This window comes from Syntrophales bacterium, assembly GCA_026417625.1.
Taxonomy (GTDB): Bacteria; Desulfobacterota; Syntrophia; order Syntrophales; family UBA8958; genus JAOACW01.
The window spans coordinates 20,611-40,608 of the sequence record JAOACW010000013.1 but is presented as its reverse complement, the minus strand read 5'-3'; the positions used below and the strand labels follow the sequence as shown (position 1 = coordinate 40,608).

The 19,998-nt window shown below is 42.9% G+C and carries 21 protein-coding genes and 1 tRNA gene; 19 read left to right on the top strand and 3 right to left on the bottom strand.

From position 1 onward, the window contains the following. A partial coding sequence (locus N2317_08080; GenBank protein ID MCX7817445.1) for a LysR family transcriptional regulator occupies window positions 1–179 on the bottom strand: 179 nt, incomplete at its 3' end. A gap of 95 nt (window positions 180–274) precedes the next feature. Between N2317_08080 and N2317_08075 the strand changes: the two genes are divergently transcribed. From N2317_08075 to buk, 3 genes are read left to right on the top strand one after another with little or no spacing between them, the layout of a single operon-like run. Continuing rightward, window positions 275–1,198 (top strand): phosphate acyltransferase, encoded by a 924-nt coding sequence (locus N2317_08075; protein MCX7817444.1) that lies wholly within the window; start codon window positions 275–277, stop codon window positions 1,196–1,198. Continuing rightward, window positions 1,199–2,092: a phosphate acyltransferase gene (locus tag N2317_08070; GenBank protein ID MCX7817443.1), complete on the top strand. Its 894-nt coding sequence runs from the start codon at window positions 1,199–1,201 to the stop codon at window positions 2,090–2,092. A gap of 15 nt (window positions 2,093–2,107) precedes the next feature. Beyond that, window positions 2,108–3,181 carry a butyrate kinase gene (gene buk / locus N2317_08065; GenBank protein MCX7817442.1) on the top strand — a complete coding sequence of 358 codons (1,074 nt, stop codon included), beginning with the start codon at window positions 2,108–2,110 and terminating at the stop codon, window positions 3,179–3,181. A 71-nt stretch (window positions 3,182–3,252) separates the two neighbouring features. Here the strand turns inward: buk and N2317_08060 are convergent, their stop codons facing one another. Continuing rightward, window positions 3,253–3,429, bottom strand: a complete 177-nt coding sequence (locus tag N2317_08060) for a hypothetical protein (protein ID MCX7817441.1) — start codon at window positions 3,427–3,429, stop codon at window positions 3,253–3,255. A gap of 212 nt (window positions 3,430–3,641) precedes the next feature. On the opposite strand from N2317_08060, the gene rpsF reads away from it, so the two are divergent. The 5 genes from rpsF to dnaB all read left to right on the top strand — a co-directional run bounded on the left by rpsF (window position 3,642) and on the right by dnaB (window position 7,238). After that, the gene (gene rpsF / locus N2317_08055) at window positions 3,642–4,058 is read left to right on the top strand and encodes a 30S ribosomal protein S6 (GenBank protein MCX7817440.1); all 417 of its coding nucleotides are present in this window, start codon (window positions 3,642–3,644) and stop codon (window positions 4,056–4,058) included. A 40-nt stretch (window positions 4,059–4,098) separates the two neighbouring features. Then, window positions 4,099–4,362, top strand: a complete 264-nt coding sequence (gene rpsR / locus N2317_08050; GenBank protein MCX7817439.1) for a 30S ribosomal protein S18 — start codon at window positions 4,099–4,101, stop codon at window positions 4,360–4,362. A gap of 75 nt (window positions 4,363–4,437) precedes the next feature. Next, window positions 4,438–5,406 (top strand): YybS family protein, encoded by a 969-nt coding sequence (locus N2317_08045; GenBank protein MCX7817438.1) that lies wholly within the window; start codon window positions 4,438–4,440, stop codon window positions 5,404–5,406. A gap of 30 nt (window positions 5,407–5,436) precedes the next feature. After that, the gene (rplI, locus tag N2317_08040; GenBank protein ID MCX7817437.1) at window positions 5,437–5,883 is read left to right on the top strand and encodes a 50S ribosomal protein L9; all 447 of its coding nucleotides are present in this window, start codon (window positions 5,437–5,439) and stop codon (window positions 5,881–5,883) included. Further along, a complete protein-coding gene (gene dnaB / locus N2317_08035; GenBank protein MCX7817436.1) occupies window positions 5,880–7,238 on the top strand; it encodes a replicative DNA helicase in 1,359 nt (452 codons plus the stop codon). Before rplI ends, dnaB begins: the two co-directional genes overlap by 4 nt. Before the next feature lie 4 nt (window positions 7,239–7,242). Here dnaB and rpoH read toward each other — a convergent pair whose 3' ends face one another. Further along, the gene (gene rpoH, locus N2317_08030; protein MCX7817435.1) at window positions 7,243–8,103 is read right to left on the bottom strand and encodes an RNA polymerase sigma factor RpoH; all 861 of its coding nucleotides are present in this window, start codon (window positions 8,101–8,103) and stop codon (window positions 7,243–7,245) included. Window positions 8,104–8,273: 170 nt separating this feature from the next. On the opposite strand from rpoH, the gene N2317_08025 reads away from it, so the two are divergent. From N2317_08025 to ychF, 11 genes are all read left to right on the top strand, one after another. Then, the gene (locus N2317_08025; protein ID MCX7817434.1) at window positions 8,274–9,140 is read left to right on the top strand and encodes a diadenylate cyclase; all 867 of its coding nucleotides are present in this window, start codon (window positions 8,274–8,276) and stop codon (window positions 9,138–9,140) included. Window positions 9,141–9,152: 12 nt separating this feature from the next. Beyond that, window positions 9,153–11,750 (top strand): ATP-dependent chaperone ClpB, encoded by a 2,598-nt coding sequence (gene clpB / locus N2317_08020; protein ID MCX7817433.1) that lies wholly within the window; start codon window positions 9,153–9,155, stop codon window positions 11,748–11,750. 11 nt (window positions 11,751–11,761) lie between these two features. Then, window positions 11,762–12,616 (top strand): zinc metalloprotease HtpX, encoded by an 855-nt coding sequence (gene htpX, locus N2317_08015; protein MCX7817432.1) that lies wholly within the window; start codon window positions 11,762–11,764, stop codon window positions 12,614–12,616. Window positions 12,617–12,634: 18 nt separating this feature from the next. Next, the gene (locus N2317_08010; GenBank protein MCX7817431.1) at window positions 12,635–13,039 is read left to right on the top strand and encodes a DUF1844 domain-containing protein; all 405 of its coding nucleotides are present in this window, start codon (window positions 12,635–12,637) and stop codon (window positions 13,037–13,039) included. Next, window positions 13,036–13,890: a 4-(cytidine 5'-diphospho)-2-C-methyl-D-erythritol kinase gene (gene ispE, locus N2317_08005; protein MCX7817430.1), complete on the top strand. Its 855-nt coding sequence runs from the start codon at window positions 13,036–13,038 to the stop codon at window positions 13,888–13,890. Before N2317_08010 ends, ispE begins: the two co-directional genes overlap by 4 nt. Window positions 13,891–13,911: 21 nt before the next feature. Further along, window positions 13,912–13,986, top strand: a tRNA-Gln gene (locus tag N2317_08000). Window positions 13,987–14,019: 33 nt separating this feature from the next. Further along, a complete protein-coding gene (locus N2317_07995) occupies window positions 14,020–14,961 on the top strand; it encodes a ribose-phosphate pyrophosphokinase (protein MCX7817429.1) in 942 nt (313 codons plus the stop codon). A 14-nt stretch (window positions 14,962–14,975) separates the two neighbouring features. After that, window positions 14,976–15,587 carry a 50S ribosomal protein L25 gene (locus N2317_07990; protein ID MCX7817428.1) on the top strand — a complete coding sequence of 204 codons (612 nt, stop codon included), beginning with the start codon at window positions 14,976–14,978 and terminating at the stop codon, window positions 15,585–15,587. A gap of 40 nt (window positions 15,588–15,627) precedes the next feature. Then, entirely contained in the window at window positions 15,628–16,218 is a 591-nt protein-coding gene (pth, locus tag N2317_07985) for an aminoacyl-tRNA hydrolase (GenBank protein MCX7817427.1), read from the top strand. Between the two features lie 3 nt (window positions 16,219–16,221). Further along, a complete protein-coding gene (locus N2317_07980; GenBank protein MCX7817426.1) occupies window positions 16,222–18,672 on the top strand; it encodes a sodium-translocating pyrophosphatase in 2,451 nt (816 codons plus the stop codon). Window positions 18,673–18,781: 109 nt separating this feature from the next. Continuing rightward, window positions 18,782–19,876 carry a redox-regulated ATPase YchF gene (ychF, locus tag N2317_07975; protein MCX7817425.1) on the top strand — a complete coding sequence of 365 codons (1,095 nt, stop codon included), beginning with the start codon at window positions 18,782–18,784 and terminating at the stop codon, window positions 19,874–19,876. Window positions 19,877–19,998 lie beyond the last annotated feature (122 nt).

Here is a 19,998-nt window from a genome sequence, read left to right as displayed (position 1 = left end):
GCCGGAGTTAGTTCCACATTGCGTCTATTTCGATACAGAAGTTGTACACCTATCTCCTCTTCGAGACGCCTTATCTGCTGACTTAAGGGTGGTTGACATATGTTTAACCTCTTGGAAGCCCTGCCAAAATGAAGTTCTTCCGCAACGGCGATAAAGTAACGTAGATGTCTCAATTCCATATTTGATATTTTATGGATATCAATTGTAGACCAATAATATATTTTACTTCTATAATTTTTTCCAGTAGAATCGGCAAAAAATGAGGTTAATAAGGATGATCAGAGCGCTTAAAGACTTTGAGACTGAGGCCGGAGAAAAAGGGCCTAAGAAACTGGCAGTCCTTGCTCCTGAAGACGAAGAATTCATGAAAGCTGTGAAAAAGAGTCATGAACTTGGATACGTTGAACCGATCCTCGTAGGCAACGAACGTAAAATAGCCATCATGGCCGAAAAAATTGGTTTCAGTATAGATGCTTTTCAGAAAATACATGCAGAAGATCCACAGAACATCGCAGATTTGGGTATTGAAATGCTATTTTCCGGTGCTGTACCTATAGCAGGCAAAGGGCAAATACCCACTTCCTACATTTACAGAGCCATTATCCGCAATGAAGCCAAGATCTCATCAGGTATGAAGGTGAGCGTGCTTACTTTTTGGGAAATACCGGGCGTAGATCATTTGGTAATTTTCACCGATACTGGCGTTAATATAAGACCTGATTTGAAAACAAAAGTTGACCTTGTTAAGAATGCCGTATTTGTATACCGCTTGTTGGGTTATCCAAAACCAAAAATTGCCGTTCTTTCCGGTCAGAGACCCTTTGTTGGGGGTAAGCTCACCTCCTATATCGACGCTGAAGAGCTAAAGAAAATGGCTACAGAAGGAGTATTCGGACCCTGTGAAATAATTCCTGTGACATCCTTCACGGAGATTTTCATGGGATCTTCTCAGGAACATGTGGACTACAGTCGCATTAACCTGAACGAGATACCTCACATATTACTAATGCCCAGGCTGGATACAGGAAATGTGATATGTAAACTCGATTTTTTCCTCGATGTGACCCGGAGTTCTCTAGTCGCTACCTCCAGAGGTCCTGTGTGTATACCATCAAGAGCTGATACGGCGGACAACATTGTACAGCAATTGGCGATGTGTGTGTCCCTTGCGAGCAGAATGGAAGGGGAGGTAGGATAAATGATAAAAACTTTTGCAGACCTAATTATATCAGCAAAGAAAAAACCTTTGAGCTGTGCAGTTTTAGCAAATCCAGGTGAATCGGATATTCCTGTCTTACGTAATGCAATTTCAGAAAACATCGTATCCAAAGTTCTCCTGCTGGGGGAATCCCGTCTGATAAGCTCTGTGGCCTCTTCACTACCCTCAGATAAAGTCGCTTATGAAGTAACAGGCACCAAACATGAGGCTGTTGCCCAGGGCATAGAACTGGTTTTAAATAACAATGGTTATGCTTTAATACAGGGTGAAAACAACAACGGTGATTTTTTCGAAACAGTTCTTGGAAAAGATACCAAATTGGCTCAAAAGGGCACTATATTAAGTTACGCATCAGTTTTTTCACTTTTGAAAAGAGAAAAACTTATCATTGTTACCGATACGTTCATAAACAACGAACCAACCCTCGTTGAAAAACAACAAATACTTCAAAATGCACTGAAACTCGCCCGGCTCTTAGGTATGGAAAAACCCAACGTAGCGATCCTTTCTTCAATAGAGCAGGTAAACCCCAACATACCTTCTACCATTGACGCGGCTATACTTTCCAAAATGGGAGAAAGACGTCAGTTTGGCAGTGCCATAATAGAGGGTCCTTTAGATATAGACTGTGCCCTTAGTAAAGAAGCTGCTGCGCGCAAAGGGGTAGATAGCCCTGTAACCGGTAATGTTGATATATATATTCTTCCTGAAATCGACACTGGCTATTTACTCGCCGAAGCGTTAGTATATTTTGGAAGAATGCAGACCGCTGGTGTACTACTTGGATCTTTAAAACCTGTGGTTCTCAATGTACCATTCGTTTCACAAGAAAACAGAGTTGTTGAGCTTGCCCTTGCAGCCCTCATCGCCTGAATGGAGGACATACTCATGGAGCCTGCAAAAAAACTGTTAGTCATCAACGTTGGTTCTACGTCAACAAAAGTAGCCATCTTCAAAGGTGAAAAGGCAATCGCTGTGGACACCATACGTTATACAGCCGAAGAGCTATCAAAATTTTCCACCCTTGAGGACCAGCTACCTCGAAGAGAAGAAGACGTTATCAACTTTATTCTAACAAAAGGGATTCCACCAGAGGAAATTGATCTGATAGTCAGTCGTGGAGGACTGGGGAAACCATCTCCAGCTGGGGCATACCGCATAAATGAAAAAATGTGTTCAGACCTCATAGAGGGGAAATACGGTAAACACCCCTCAGCACTAGGACCAGCAATGGCACTCCGTTTATCCGAGAAAACGGGAAAGCCGGCGATTGTAATTGATGCACCAAGCACAGATGAATTCCAACCCATTGCCAGGATCTCGGGCATTCCCGAAGTGGAAAGGAAAAGCGCATTTCACGCTTTAAACCAGAAAGCAGCGGCAAGACGCCTGGCAAAGCAACTGGGGAAAAGATATGAGGAAATTAACTGTGTGGTGGCACACATCGGTGGAGGTATAACCATTGGAGCACACAGAAAAGGAGAAGTTATCGATTGCACCCACGGTCTTTCAGAGGGACCCTTTACACCTGAAAGGGCCGGGGGCTTGCCCTCTTTAGAGCTTATAAATCTAGCCTTTTCGGGCAAATACGAAAAAAAACAATTAGAAAGTTACCTGGTTGGACGGGGAGGGCTTACCGCTTACCTCGGAACCAACGACGCCCAAAAAATAGAAGAAATGATCTCCAAAGGAGATGAGAAGGCAAAACTCATATACGAGGCTATGGCTTACCAGATTGCAAAAGACATCGGGGCCATGGCCACAGTTTTAAAAGGGGAACTCGAAGCCATAGTAATTACAGGTGGGTTAGCCCATTCTTCCATGCTCATCAACTGGATTGAAGATCGAGTGAAATTTATTGCACCCGTCTTTGTCTTTCCCGGAGAGGATGAAATGCAAGCCCTCGCCGAAGGGGGCCTTAGAGTTTTGTCAGGTGAAGAAAAGGTAGCGGAGTACGAATAAACAGACGTATATTTTTAAGTCCAAAACCACATCTATGATGGACTACAGACCACCAAATTGAGTGTACAAAACTATCGTTTCTTAAAAAAATTAAAAAGGAAATCCGTCTCCAATGGGGAAAGATCAAATTGGAGTGCAGCTTTCTCAATAAGCTTGTTGAGAGATTGGCTGCTATCCTCTTCTATACACGCAGATATCCATTTTATTGCTTTTTTAACTCCCTCACTTTCCGGCATCACTGTAGCCATGTCACCGTTCCCCTCTCCGTTTTCTTTAAGCTTTAAGAGTTCTACTTACATCACTCAACATAGAATATCAAGTTCTCAGATTGTAAAAACTTATCATTTGAACTTGATTTTGAAATGGAACTTATGGTAGAGGACCGCTCTCAAAACTAAAATAACAAAGACTCCTTGTTCAGGTTTACTACCTGGACTATAGAGCCGAAAGGAGGATAACCTTGAGAAGGTACGAAACCGTTTTTGTTATTAACGCAGACCTTTCTGACGAAGAGATTCAAAACATAATTGATAACTATATTGGAATCATCCAAGAAAAAAAGGGGGTCCCCATTAATGTTGAACGATGGGGAAGGAAAAAATTGGCCTATGAAATTAGAAAGCATCTGAGGGGCTATTACGTATTATTGGACTATGCAGGTCAACCTATAGTTCCTAAGGAACTAGAAAGAAACTTTAAGATTGACGAACGGATACTCAGGTTCATCACAGTAAGAACAGAAGATCGCTTTGACAGTAACTCCATACAGAAAGATCTGTCGAGTAATATTTCGGAAAAGACTGAACCAATCGGCGTAAAAGAAGAAGCCACAATCGCTAGGGTTCAACAAAAAACATCTCCCCCGCTTGAAGGTTAAAACAAAGTCTTTTAAAATAGAGAATTAATGGAGGAAAATCGTGACCAACGCCAAAGCAGCGAAACAAACAAAAGTCCAAAAGAAGTATTTCCATAGGAGGAAATTCTGTCGCTTCTGTACGGATTCCAACATCAAGATAGATTATAAAAACCCTACCATTCTGAAAGAATTTATCACTGAACGAGGCAAGATTATGCCCCGGCGCATCACAGGTAACTGTGCCAAGCATCAGCGAAACCTAACTGTTGCTATAAAAAGAGCCAGGATCTTAGCACTGCTTCCTTTCATAATAAGGGAAGGCTGAATAAGGTTATTTTTAGCCCGCTGAAAATTGGGAAACTTGGAATGAAACTCCAAATTTAACTAAAAGCGGGCCATGATGAACAATGCAAAAAAAATAGCACAGGCTTTAAAAACTGTCTTAAAGAATACTTTACTTCTTTCCCTATTAACCCTAACAGCAATTTTTGTTCCCTTAATAGGATCATTTATACTGGTTATGATCCCGTTACCCATTGTCTTATTGTTTGCAAAAGTCGGTCGTACTGGCGGTGCGATTACAGTTACGCTCGCTTTTTTAATAACACATGGTATCTCTCGAACAATAGCTGTTTCCCCATTGTCCTTTTTACCTTTTATCTTTTTCGTGTCATTAGGGATCGTCCTTTCAGAGTTATTCGAAAAAAACCTAAGCATTGAAAAGACAACTTTCTTGTGCTCACTTTTTGGGTTCTCAGCATTGTTCCTTTTTATTCTATTCTACAGTTACCAAACAAACACCCCCCCACTAGAGGTAGTAAAAGGTTATATTGCCGCAACCATCAAGAAAAGTGTTGATCTCTACAGCCGTATGGACATCCTGCCGGAGCAGATTTCCCAAATAAAGGAAAACACTGAAGAAATAATTACTTTTCTAACCTACACATCACCGGCGCTTGCATTAATTAGCATAACTTTAACTGTATGGTTGAATATTGTATCTGCCAGAGAGATCCTTATCATGAATAATTTACCCAGTCCTTCGTTTGGAGACCTAACAAAATGGAAAGCCCCTGATTGGTATGTATGGTTTTTCATAGCAAGTGGAACGTGTATTATACTTCCCACAACCACTCTGAAATGGGTCGGGATAAATGGACTTATGATCTGTCTTATGGTATATTTAATTCAGGGGGTAGCAATAATCGCATATTTTTTCAAAACTAAAAATGTTCCACGTATCTTGAGGTATGTTTTTTACATGTTTCTCGTGTTCCAACAGTATTTGTTGATTCCGGTTATTCTGCTTGGCCTTTTCGATTTATGGGTGAATTTCCGAAAACATATTAGCAGCCCTGATCTGCAATAAAATTAAGGGAAGGCAAATTCAAAAAAGAACATGAAGGTTATACTGACAAGAGATGTAAAAGGCTTGGGAAAATCAGGCGAAGTGATAAATGTATCCGATGGGTACGCAAGAAATTTTCTCTTCCCTAAAGGTTTGGCTCGAGAAGCAACGTTGGAAAATGTTACCCAACTGCAACGGGAAAGAGAAAGGACAGCCCAAAAAGAGGTTAGAATCAGGAGAATTGCCGAGGAGAAATACAAAAAAATACACGGTCTTACATGTTATATTCCCCGTCGGGTTGGGTTACAGGATAAACTCTATGGTTCCGTAAATAGCAAAGACATAGAAAAAGCTTTGCAAGCTCAAGGTGTGGAAATTGATAGAAAATCCATCCTTCTGGATGAACCAATAAAAAGCTTGGGGGAATTTCCGGTCAAAATAAGGATACATCCAGGGATAACTGCAGAAATTAAAGTAGTTGTTACAGCGGAAGTATGAAGAGAAAGAAAGAAAACTCATCAGGGGTCAAACATCGCGTTCCACCGCAGAATATAGAAGCAGAGCAGTCGGTTTTAGGTAGCATCTTGCTGGATAACAAAGCATTGTACACTGTTCAGGAAATTCTAACAGCCAAAGATTTCTACAGAGAGTCACATAGGAAAATCTTCACTGCAATCCAAGATCTAACGGAAAGAAACGAACCAGTTGATCTTATTACTTTGAGCAATTTACTTAAGGACAGAAATGAACTAGATGCTGTTGGAGGTATTTCATACCTCTCCACTCTTGTCGACGCCGTTCCTTCAGCGGCAAACGTTGATCACTACGCAAAAATAGTGAAAGAAAAGGCTATTCTGAGAAAGCTCATAGATACAGCAACGGAGATTCTCGAAAAAACATACAATGCTGATGGCGACATCGAAGAGGTTTTGGATGAAGCAGAGCACGCCATCTTCGAAATATCAGAACACAAAGTGAGATCGTCTTTCACTTCATTGCGAGAGATCATTAAGCACAGTTTCATAACGATTGAAAATTTGAGCAAAAGAAGAGAGCTTGTAACCGGTATCCCAACTGGTTTTGAAAAAATAGACGAACTGACAGCAGGTTTACAAAAGTCAGATCTCATAATTATAGCGGGTCGACCAAGCATGGGTAAAACGGCTTTTGCCTTGAACATAGCACAGTACGTAGCAATCGAGAAAGGTATTCCCGTGGCTATATTCTCTCTGGAAATGGCAAAAGAACAAATAGCTATGAGGCTACTGGCCTCGACAGCAAAAGTTGATTCTCACAGACTTCGCAAGGGATTTCTCGGTGAAACAGATTGGCCAAAACTGGCTACAGCTGCTGGTCTTCTGGCGGATGCCCCAATTTTCATTGATGATACTCCAGCGATAACAGTGTTGGAGATGAAGGCAAAGGCTAGGCGACTGAAAGCAGAACAAGGATTAGGTCTGATCATTTTAGACTATCTACAACTCATGAGATCAACTGGATACAAAGAATCGCGAGAGCAGGAAATATCTGAAATCAGTAGATCTTTGAAGGCCCTTGCAAAAGAATTAAACGTACCAGTTATTGCTCTTTCCCAACTTAACCGTAAAGTCGAAGACAGAACCAACAGAAGACCGCAAATGGCGGATCTTAGAGAGTCCGGCGCTATCGAACAAGACGCAGATGTTATAGCTTTTATATACCGTGATGAGGTCTACAACCGATCAGAGGATAATCCCGAAAAAGGTATAGCTGAAGTCATCATTGCAAAGCAGAGAAACGGCCCAACAGGAACTATCAAACTCGCTTTTCTCGAGAAGTTCACATCGTTCGAAAATCTAGCGCGTATTGACTGACAAACTACCCTTCAAGAAGTGGCGGTTCCTCTCTTAAGTGCGGTAGGGCCAATCGTAACTTCTTTAATGCTTGTTTTTCAATTTGTCGGACCCGTTCCCTTGTTATGTGAAAGTGGTCACCTATCTCCTGAAGCGTCATAGGGTTTTCAGCCATTACCCTATGTTCGATAATAAATCTCTCTTTCTCTGTAAGCTTTGCCAAAGCTCCTGCTATGTGCCGTTGAACCAAAGCCATTTCTTCCCGCTTTATCAGTGCAGTCTCCTGATCGTCACCCTCATACGTTAGATGATCCAAATGAGTTACCTCTCCATCCTCATCAATATAGGCATCCAATGAGAGATCGCGACCACTCATCCTGAGATCCATCTCCTCGATTTCTATAGGCTTTACCCCCAATGTCTCCGCTATTTCCCCAAATTCAGGATTTTTTCTAGAGAGTTCTTCCAGTTGCTTCTTCGCCTGGTTGATCTTGAAAAATAATTTCCTTTGCGCCTGTGTGGTACCTATCTTCACTATACTCCATGTCTTTATTATGTAGTTCTGTATGTAGGCCCGAATCCACCAGACAGCATAAGAAATCAACCGATAACCTTTGTATGGATCAAACTTCTTAACGGCATGCATCAATCCGATATTACCCTCTTGGATCAAATCCGCCAACTTTACCCCGTAGTTCCTGTACTCATGCGCGATCTTGACAACAAACCGCAAATTGCAGACCACCAGTTTCTCCGCAGCTTTCATGTCGTGATCCCTCTTAAATTGCACAGCGAGCTTGAATTCTTCTTCCGCACTTAGAATGGGAAAACGGTTGATCTCTTCAATGTACCGATCTAACGTATCGGTTACAACTGGAAGATCCAAAACGCACCTCCAAATATAGCAATAAAATCAATTGTTTTTATTGTATAAATACCGAAACAACCCCTTGTCAAGGCACTCAAAAAACCTCTCATCTTGACACCCATAGCACGGGTGGTTAACTTATGAAAGAAAAAAATCCTGCGTAATCGAAAAGAGTTTTGAGGAGAAATATGAACGATATAAACCGGGTCATGATAGAGTCTGCGTGCCAGATAGCTCAAACTATTGAAGCACGGGCATTACTCATGTACGCTGATGCAGCGGACAACCTTTCATTAAGCTTAGATGGCTCTCAGGGATACGAACTCATCCTTATAACTAAGGATAACAAACTCCCTGAGAAATTTAAAGGGCGATGTACAACCATACAAGTACCAAATTTAACTCTCACCAGAGTAGGACAGATTAAAATAGCCATCGTCAAAGGTATCTCCACAGGTTTATTCAAAAAAGGAGATAAAATTGTTTGTCTAAGTGGTGTTCCCCGTTTTGGTTACGTGGACAGCCTATTCGTAATAGATGTAGGAAAAGAATTCGAATTTTTAATAACGGAGTACTTCACAGATGTGACAGAGGAAGTATACCCTGAAGTGTTCAGTGCTGTACTCAATCTCGCCCTTGAACTTGCTGCCCAGGGTAGGGAGGGACGTAAAGTGGGCACAATATTCGTAATTGGTGATCACGATCGCGTCCTACAACTCTCCCGGCAGATGATAATGAATCCATTTCACGGCTATACGGAGATGGAGAGAAACATAGTGAATCCCGAATTAAAAGGTACAATAAAAGAGTTTGCTGCACTGGATGGTGCCTTCATAATAAAAAACGATGGAACAATCATAACCGCTGGGCGACACCTAAGTGCAGCCCTGGACAGCAAAGACTTTCCCCAAGGTCTAGGAAGCCGTCATATAGCAGCTGCAGGAATTACGAGCGTAACTAAAGCAACAGCGATAGTTCTTTCTGAGTCATCAGGTAACGTTTCAATATTCAAGAATGGAAAAATTGTAGTAAGCATTGAAAAACCAACTGAGTAAAGGAATATAACAATGCGTTTCGATAAAATGACACTAAAAGTTCAGGAAGGGTTACAAGAAGCCCAAAACTTAGCATCAACTTACGGTCATCAGGCTGTTGATGTAGAGCATTTACTTCTAGCTCTTATCAATCAGCGCGAAGGAATCGCTGTCTCCATACTAAAAAAAATGGGGGCAAACATAGCCTCAATCCAGGATTCCCTAAAAAAATCATTGGAAAGAATTCCCAGAGTTGAAGGTCCTGGAACGGGCCAAATGTACATTACTTCCCGACTGAACCGAGTACTCGACGCCGCTATGATGGAAGCTGCCCGCATGAAAGATGAGTACGTCAGTGTGGAACATATCCTGTTGGCAGTCACCGATGACAAGGATTCCGAAGCACATCGTATCTTCAAACGGGAAGGAATAACCAAAGAAGGTCTGCTGAAAGCCCTCGTGGAGATTAGAGGATCACAACGAATAACTGACCCGAATCCTGAGGATAAATATCAAGCCCTAAAGAGATTCTCTAAAGACTTCAACGAATTAGCTGCAAAGGGAGCTTTCGATCCTGTCATAGGTAGGGATGAAGAAATACGGAGGATCCTTCAGGTACTCTCTCGTAGAACAAAAAATAATCCTGTCCTGATAGGAGAGCCAGGAGTTGGGAAAACCGCGATAGTAGAAGGACTGGCACAACGCATCGTAAACGGAGATGTTCCAGAAAATCTTAAGAATAAACGCATAATCGGTTTGGATATCGGTGCGCTTGTCGCTGGGGCAAAGTACCGGGGTGAATTCGAAGACCGACTGAAAGCAGTTCTCAAAGAAATTGTAGATTCTCATGGAGAAATTATTCTTTTCATTGATGAAATCCATACAGTAGTGGGTGCAGGTGCCGCCGAAGGATCGGTAGATGCCTCAAACATGATGAAACCAGCTCTTGCAAGAGGGGAGTTGCGTTGCATCGGTGCAACCACACTAAACGAATATCGAAAATACATAGAGAAAGACCCGGCACTTGAGAGGAGATTTCAGCCCATCCTAGTCAGGGAACCAACGGTTGAAGACACCATAGCAATACTACGGGGTCTTAAAGAACGCTATGAGTTGCACCACGGTGTCCGAATAAAGGACGCGGCCATAATAGCTGCAGCCACTCTTTCAAACAGATACATAAGTGATCGTTTTCTACCGGACAAAGCAGTGGATCTCATAGATGAAGCAGCTTCTCGTCTAAGAATAGAGCTGGACAGTTTACCTGCAGAAATAGATGCAGTGGAAAGAAAGATCACACAGCTCGAAATTGAACGGCAATCTCTATTGAAGGAAACAGATCAAACGGCTCTCGAAAGACGTAAAAAGATAGAAGCAGAGTTGGAAGAACTACGTCGTTCAATGGAGGAAATGAAAATCCATTGGGCAAAGGAGAAGGAATGCATAAAGCGTATCCAGGAAATACGAAGCGAGATTGAAAAACTTAAGATAGAGGAACAAAATGCCCAAAGAGAAGGTGATCTGGCGAAAGCAGCAGAAATTCGTTACGGAAAACTAATCGAACTGAACAAGGCCATGGAGGAAGAGCAAAGAAAATTAGCTGAAATCCAGAAAGACCATCGCATGCTTAAAGAAGAGGTAGACGCGGAAGATGTAGCTGAAGTGGTTGCTAAATGGACAGGTATACCTGTTGCGAAAATGATGGAAAGCGACGTTGAAAAACTGCTCCACATGGAAGAGCGGTTAAGTCAACGTGTAATAGGCCAGGATGAGGGAATTGCAGCTGTCTCAAGCGCGCTAAGAAGAGCCAGATCGGGTCTCCAAGATCCCAATAGACCCATTGGTTCTTTCATCTTCCTCGGACCAACAGGTGTAGGAAAAACGGAACTCGCCAGGGCCCTGGCAGAATTCATGTTCGACAATGAGCAGGCAATGATCAGAATTGACATGTCAGAATACATGGAAAAACACGCAGTTGCCCGACTGATAGGAGCACCACCTGGCTACGTTGGTTACGAAGAAGGAGGATACCTAACCGAAGCGGTGCGCCGTCGTCCTTATTCCGTCATCCTTTTCGACGAAATAGAAAAAGCTCATCCCGATGTTTTTAATATCCTTCTCCAAATACTGGATGACGGGCGTTTAACGGACGGACACGGTCGCACAGTGGATTTTAAAAATACCATTGTAATCATGACATCCAATATAGGCAGCCAATGGATTCAGGATCCTTACCTTAGTGAAGAGGAAAAAAGAAACAGAGTTTTTGAAATCCTCCGCGCGACGTTTAAACCGGAATTCCTAAATAGGATAGACGACATCATAATGTTCCGCTCATTAACCGAAGAAGATATAGGTAAAATCGTTGATATCCAGATCAACCTCATAAAAAAGCGCTTGGAAGACAGGAAAATTTCCCTAGAATTGACACCAGAGGCAAAAAATTATATTGTTAGCATAGGGTATAACCCAGTATACGGGGCTCGACCCTTAAAAAGGGCCCTTCAAAAATCTGTTCTCGATCCTTTAGCCAAAAAGATACTGGAAGGGACCATACGTGAGGGTGATAATATAACTATAGATGTTTCGAACTCCGGTGAACTGACATTCAACAAAAATAACTTACAATAAAGGAGGAAAATATGAACTCACTGCGCACCGCCTTGTTATTAGGAGCCCTTACAGGACTTCTAATTATAATCGGTGGAGTGGTAGGTGGTAAAAATGGCGTAATTATCGCTTTTATATTTGCCACCATCATGAACTTCGGAGCATACTGGTTCTCCGATCGCATCGTCCTTAGTATGTACGACGCCCAAGAGGTGTCAGAGGTGGAAGCACCAGAACTTTACGATATAGTTAGAACATTAGCTCTTCGCGCAGGCCTACCCATGCCCCGCGTATACATCATACCCTCAGATACACCAAATGCATTTGCCACAGGTAGGAATCCACAACACGCGGTAGTTGCTGTTACCGAGGGTATACTTAGACTACTGAACCGTGAAGAACTGGAGGGTGTTATTGGTCACGAGTTAACACACATCAAGAACCTCGATATCCTCATCGGTTCCATAGCAGCAACAATTGCCGGCGCGATTGTGATGCTTGCAAATATGGCACAATGGGCTGCCATCTTCGGTGGAATGTCACGAAGTGACGAGGACGAACACCCAGGTGGAATTATAGGCTTGATTCTTACAGCAATACTCGCTCCTATCGCTGCCACTATTATCCAAATGGCCATTTCCCGTTCACGGGAATACATGGCTGATGAAGGAGGAGCACGGATCACTGGGAAACCTTATGCCTTGGCCTCAGCCCTTGAAAAACTGGCATATGCTTCACAAGTTAATCCCATGAATGCCAATCCCTCAACAGCTCATATGTTCATAGTGAATCCCCTTACCGGCCGCTCTCTAATGCACTTGTTCAGCACCCATCCACCCATTGAGGAAAGGATCGCTCGCTTACGCGCTATGAGAGCCATGTTCTGAAGGAGGTTCCGAGTAAATATGGAAGAGGACAAAAAGGGTTTTGTAGTAAAGGATAGGAGAATTTTAACTGAATCGGGTGAGCTCAAAGAAGAAGCAAAATCTAAATCGCAGGAGGAGGATCAGCAGCGAGAGAAAGTAGAGGGTGCTGCTGAAGAAGAGAAAGATCAGCACTTCCCAGAAGTTACCTTTTCTAACTTCATCCTCTCCCTGAGCACAACAGCTATGTACCACTTTGGAGATTTTACAGATGCAACGGGTAAAGCGAGTCAGCGTAACCTTGCGGCTGCAAAACACATAATTGATACCTTAGCGATGCTCAAAGAGAAAACAGAGGGGAATCTGGAGAGCAATGAAAAGCATTTACTTGATGACCTCTTGTTCGAATTGAGGATGCGATATGTTAGAGAAACCTCAAAAAAATGAGAAGATTATCTCCCGCTAAGGTTAATCTCCACCTGAAAGTGCTCCGTAAAAGACCAGATGGTTACCATGATCTTCAAACCTTAATGCAACCAATAACTCTTTTCGATGAATTAAGATTTGTTAAACGCAAAAAAGGTATACAACTCAAATGTCTCAATTCCAATCTCCCCACAGACAGAAACAACTTGGTATACAGGGCAGCAGAATTAATACTCTCACACTCAGGTTGGCCCTTCGGAGTAGAAATCGATCTGGTAAAAAGGATACCCGTTGCAGCAGGTCTAGGAGGTGGAAGTTCAAATGCAGCAACAACACTCCTTACAATTAACGAAATGATAAACAACCGTTGGAATACGGAAGAACTCATGAAAATGGGAGCTATGTTAGGGGCAGATGTACCTTTTTTTGTGCTTGGAAAAACAGCATGGGCTTTAGGCATAGGAGACGAGCTAATACCCTGTGAAGAATGTCCCTTTATCTATTATCTTCTCATAAACCCAGGATTTCCCCTATCAACCGCCCTAGTCTACGAAAAACTCAATTTGGGATTGACAAACAGAAGAATCCATTATAGCATTCCTCGGTTCTTGAGATGGGAGGATATAATTAGTGGACTGAGCAATGATTTAGAGGACGTATCTATTAAAATGTATCCCATTATTGGTAAATTAAAAGAACTTCTGATGGACCATGGAGCTTTGGGGACGCTTATGACAGGAAGTGGACCCACGGTTTTTGGTATATTTGACAGGGAAGAAGCCTTGGAAAAAGCAAGAAAAGAACTGATAAACAAAGTTACAGGTCAAGTATACACAGCGTCGTCATTAAAAATAGATACTCAAGTGCACTGAGTTTGGTTCATCAAGAGAGCTTGGGGCGTCGTCAAGTGGTAAGACACAAGATTTTGGATCTTGTATGCGGAGGTTCGAATCCTCCCGCCCCAGCCATGAACTTATATATTTGAGGCAAGAGGCAAATTAATGTTGGAAAAAATAAGGATCTTTTCAGGAAATGCCAACAGAGAACTTGCTGAGAAAATATGCAATATCTTGGGGGTTCCTCTCGGAAAAGCCAACGTTGGAACGTTCAGCGATGGTGAAACGAGGGTCGAAATAAATGAAAATGTGAGGGGCATGGATATCTTCATAATACAATCCACCTGTCCCCCTGTGAATGTAAATCTCATGGAACTTCTTATTATGATCGACGCCCTAAAAAGGGCTTCCGCATATAGAATAACCGCTGTTATTCCGTACTATGGATACGCACGGCAGGATAGAAAAGTAGCGCCCCGAGCACCGATATCCGCCAAGCTCGTAGCTGATCTAATCACAACAGCAGGAGCAAATCGCATACTTTCAGTGGATCTCCACGCTGGACAAATTCAGGGTTTTTTTAACATACCCGTGGATAACCTATATGCAATGCCCATTCTCTTAAAATACATACAGAAAAACTTCACCGACAAAACCGTAATAGTATCGCCAGATACGGGTGGTGTAGTCCGGGCGAGAGCATATGCAACAAGACTTGGGGTAAACCTTGCGATCATTGACAAAAGACGAGAAGGCCCCAATGAATCACAGGTAATGAACATCATAGGAGATGTTAAGAATAGGCCCGTGATCATCCTTGATGATATGATAGATACAGCCGGCACCATTGTACAGGCAGCCGAAGCCCTAAAAGATGCAGGAGCTACAGACATATGTGCCTGTTGCATACACCCTGTGCTATCTGGATCGGCAATTGAACGTATAAACACCTCTTGTCTTAGAGAGGTCATTGTCACAGACACGATCCCTCTTCACGAAAAGGCAAAATCTTGCAACAAAATAAAAGTGCTCTCCATCGCGAGCTTGCTCGCGGAAGCTGTAAGACGTATTTACTATGATGAGTCGGTCAGCTCACTATTTATTTAGGAGGCCATCCAACAATGGACATTAAACAGCTTAAAGCCTTTATTCGTAAAGGATCCGGCAAGGGAGTTGCTAGAAAATTGCGAACCCAGGGGTTCGTGCCGGCGATTCTTTACGGTCCCAATTCGCAAAATGAACTACTATACGTCAGTGAAAAAGACTTAAAAAAATTAATTGTTAAAGCCGACGGCAAGTTCTTCATTAAACTTATGATTGACGTTAACGGGAAAACAGAGGAAAGGCTTACCCTGATAAAGGATTACACAATACACCCCTTCAAACCCACTATCATGCATGCTGACTTTTATAGAATTGATCCTGGAAGAAAGATAAATGTAGCCCTTCCAGTAAAGACAACAGGCACGTCACCTGGCGTGGTAAGAGGTGGGGAACTACAGATTCTCAAGAGAGAAATACTGGTTTCCTGCTCTCCTTCGGATATGCCTGGGTATATAGAAGTAGACATTGGTGGGCTTGATGTAGGTGACTCGGTAAAGGCAAGGGATATAAAAGTCCCTGAAGGTGTTACAATTCGGGAAGCTGGAAACATTCCGGTTATATATATAGCTCCTACACGGGCCTCTCTGAAATCACCAGGCGAGTCCGCAGCTCAACCGACAAAAAAATAGCTGTTATCTAAACAGGGTAAAACCGTGAATGGAAAAGTAAGTGAAAATCATAGTAGGGTTGGGAAACCCTGGAAAAAAATACACCTTTACCCGACATAACGTCGGGTTCATGGTAATAGACAAATTGGCCGAAGAAAACGGGATTAGTATTTCAAAAGTGGGATTCGATGCCCTATACGGTAAAGGATCGATTAAAGGAAATGAGGTTCTTTTGGTAAAACCACAAACGTATATGAACCTCAGCGGAAAGGCGGTGGCAAAAATCGTAAACCGATACAAAATCAACAAACCGGAGGATTTAATTGTAGTTCACGATGATCTCGATCTTCCTTTTGCTACGTTACGTCTCAAATTCGGTGGAGGCCACGGGGGACATAAAGGTCTGCAGTCCATCATTGAACACATAGGGGATTCATCGTTTATTAGAGTTCGTCTGGGCATTGGGAAATCCCCGTTAAAATCAATAACAGATAAGTACGTGCTTAGCCCCTTTTCCCATGAGGAAATGCAAATGCTTCCTGCGGTCATCCAAAAAGCCTCAGAAGCAATAGTATACACCATCTCTCTGGGTATACAGGCGGCTATGAACAAGTTTCACAAGAGAACTATCAATCAAAATCGAGGAGGTTGAACGATGTTTAAAGGAAGAGGGAAGTGTTTTTCTTTAGGCGTCATCCCTACGCTCATGATGCTGCTCACGGTCCACGCCGCATTTGCAAGTGAAGCAGACATCATTTTGCCCGATCTATCAGGAGTTACATTCATGCACGGAAGCGTAAGCGGGATGTTACTTTTAAATCTCGGTCTTATCATCTGTGCCATCGGCATGCTTTTTGGTGCGGTTCAGTACATTCAGACTAAAAAACTACCCGCCCACCAAGCTATGCTGGATGTCTCAAACATCATATGGGAAACATGCAAAACTTACCTGATCCAACAGGGTAAATTCCTAACAGTACTGTGGGTACTTATCGCCATATGTATTGTATACTACTTCGGTGTCCTATCACCCACACCTATAACTGGAATTTTGGTCATCCTTATATGTTCAATCTTCGGAATATTGGGATCTTATAGCGTTGCATGGTACGGAATGAGGAGTAACACAATCGCGAACTCCCGTGCGGCTTTTGCATCTTTAAGTGGCAATCCTCTGAGTATAGTAAACATATGTCTGCGTTCAGGTATGAGCGTAGGATTGCTACTCGTGAGCATTGAGTTGTTCTTTATGATCATCATTTTAGCCTACATTCCCAAGGAGTTATCTGGGCCATGCTTCATAGGATTTGCAATCGGTGAGTCTCTAGGCGCTAGTGCCCTCCGTATTTGCGGAGGTATTTTCACAAAAACCGCAGACATCGCCTCAGACCTCATGAAAATAGTGTTCCACTTACCAGAAGACGACCCCAAAAACCCTGGTGTCATAGCTGACTGCACGGGTGACAACGCTGGCGATTCAGTGGGACCCACCGCAGACGGTTTTGAAACGTATGGTGTTACAGGAGTGGCCTTGATTACCTTCCTGGCTCTGGCTCTGGCGGAAAACCCTTCAATGGGTGGAAAACTAATCGTCTGGATATTTGTTATGCGTATCCTTATGATCCTGACCTCTCTAATCTCCTATTTTGTTAACCACAGTCTCAGCGAAACAGTCTTTGGTGGCAAAAAGGACTTCAACTTTGAACAACCTCTCACAAACTTAGTATGGATCACATCGACAATATCCATACTTGTAACTTTTGGGGCCAGCTACTTTTTGCTCTCCGACATTCCCCACTCAGGTGGACTACCACTTTGGATAGCTCTATCCATAATAATCAGCTGCGGTACCGCTGCTGGTGCTCTCATCCCAGAATTTACAAAGGTGTTCACAAGCACAGAGTCCCGGCATTGTGAGGAAGTTGTTAATGCGTCCCGTCAGGGTGGAGCCTCCCTAAACATCCTTTCCGGATTTGTTTCTGGTAACTTCTCAGGTTTCTGGCAGGGATTGGTAATACTCATTCTAATGGTTATCGCTTATGTCGCTTCACAGTCACCCGCGGTAATCGAAATAATGCCCCCCGCATTTAAGTTTGCAACACCAGTATTTGCGTTCGGACTCGTGGCTTTCGGATTTCTTGGAATGGGTCCAGTAACGATTGCTGTAGACAGCTTCGGCCCTGTTTCTGACAACGCCCAGTCTATATACGAGCTCTCCATGATCGAGTCACGACCTGACGCTTCCGACGTAGCAAAACAGCATTTTGGTATCCCCGCAGATTTCGAACAAGCTAAGCATTACCTAGAATCATGTGATGGTGCTGGTAACACCTTTAAGGCGACGGCAAAACCAGTGCTGATTGGTACAGCTGTAGTGGGAGCTACAACTATGGTCTTCGGCATCATTATACTTCTGGAACGATTATTTGGTAATGCCATAGCTAAACTCAGTCTAGTCCAGCCGGAAGTTATTCTCGGTCTCATCATGGGTGGTTGTATGATTTACTGGTTTACGGGTGCATCAACCCAGGCAGTAGTAGTGGGAGCATATAGAGCGGTCGTTTACATAAAAAAGAACCTTCGACTCGATAAGGAACAGGCTTCAATTGAAGACAGCAAGGAAGTGGTTCGCATTTGCACAGTGTACGCCCAGAGGGGAATGATCAACATCTTTATCGTCATCTTCTTCATGGCCCTGGGTCTTGCCTTCTTTGATCCCTACTTCTTCATCGGTTATCTGATCGCCATAGCGTTTTTTGGTTTGTTCCAGGCAGTCTTCATGGCGAACGCGGGTGGTTGTTGGGATAACGCCAAAAAGATAGTAGAAGTAGACCTGAGACAGAAGAATACCCCTCTCCACGAAGCGACTGTAGTTGGTGACACCGTGGGTGACCCCTTCAAAGATACATCCTCCGTTTCAATGAACCCTGTTATTAAGTTCACAACCCTTTTCGGACTGTTAACCACTGAAATTGCGGTGACAATGACAAACGCATCTATAAAATTGGGTTTGGCAATCGTATTCTTCATAATCGCTCTGATCTTCGTATACAGGTCCTTCTACACAATGCGGATTGAAGCAGAAAAACTTGTGGAAGAAGAGTAAAATATTACCGTCTTCTAAAAAGCGCCTCTTCATGAGGCGCTTTTTTTATTACCTTGACACTCAAATAAAAAATCACTAACGTAACCACAAAAGTAGGTGCACCAGAAAAATGGGTTTTCGCTGCGGTATCATAGGCCTCCCAAACGTGGGTAAATCAACAATTTTTAACGCCCTCACCGCAGCGGGTGCACAAGTAGCCAACTATCCTTTTTGCACCATTGAGCCAAATGTGGGTATTGTCCCTGTACCCGATCCGCGCCTGGATAATCTGGCCAAAATCCTAAACCCTCCCAGAGTTACCCCTACTGTAATGGAATTTTACGACATTGCCGGTCTTGTAAGAGGAGCAAGCAAAGGAGAAGGCTTGGGAAATAAATTTCTTGGACATATAAGAGAAGTAGATGCTGTAATTCACATCGTGAGGTGTTTTCAAAATCCCGACGTAGCCCACATGTACGGTTCAATTGATCCCGTAAGAGATATCGAGATCGTGACAACAGAGCTTATATTAGCCGATCTAGAGACACTGAGCAGAAGAATCGCTCGTACAGAGAAAGCAGCAAAAGGGGGAGACAGAGTAGCGGCGAAACAATTAGAGTTTTACAGTATGTTAGAAGACATGTTAAACAGGGGTATACCCATTCATACACTTAGACTGGAGGAAGAGGAAAAAGGGTTTTTGAAAGATCTCCATCTCTTAACGGGAAAAAAAGTCCTATACGTAGCAAATGTAGGTGAAACAGATTTAAAAGAAAAAAGTAGTGACGTCGAAAAGATCACTGAGATCGCCCTTCGGGAAGGTGCAAAAGTAATTGTGATCTGCGGTGATCTTGAAGCTGAAATGATTGAACTTCCTCCAGAAGATCGGAAGGCCTTTCTGGATAGTATGGGATTGGAAGAATCCGGTCTCGTAAAACTAATAAGAGAAGGGTACGATCTTCTTAACCTTATAACATTCTACACCACCGTTGGTTCAGAACTAAGGGCGTGGACAATTCCTCAAGGCACAAAGGCACCTCAAGCAGCTGGGAAAATACACAGCGATATGGAAAAGGGTTTTATTCGTGCAGAGATCATTAACTACAACGATTTCATAAAAACACCAAGTCTAACACACGCAAGAGAAAAAGGGCTTATTAGGTCTGAAGGTAAAGAATACATAATGAAAGATGGCGATATAGCTTTGTTCAAGTTTCACGTGTAAAAAGGTGGAGGGTTACCATGTAACCATCCACCAAAAATATGTTAAACTGAAAGGACTATAAAAAAGCCCTTTCAGTGTACGATATCTGAAGGGGGGGGCGGTGGGTGGAAAGGAGGGAAAAA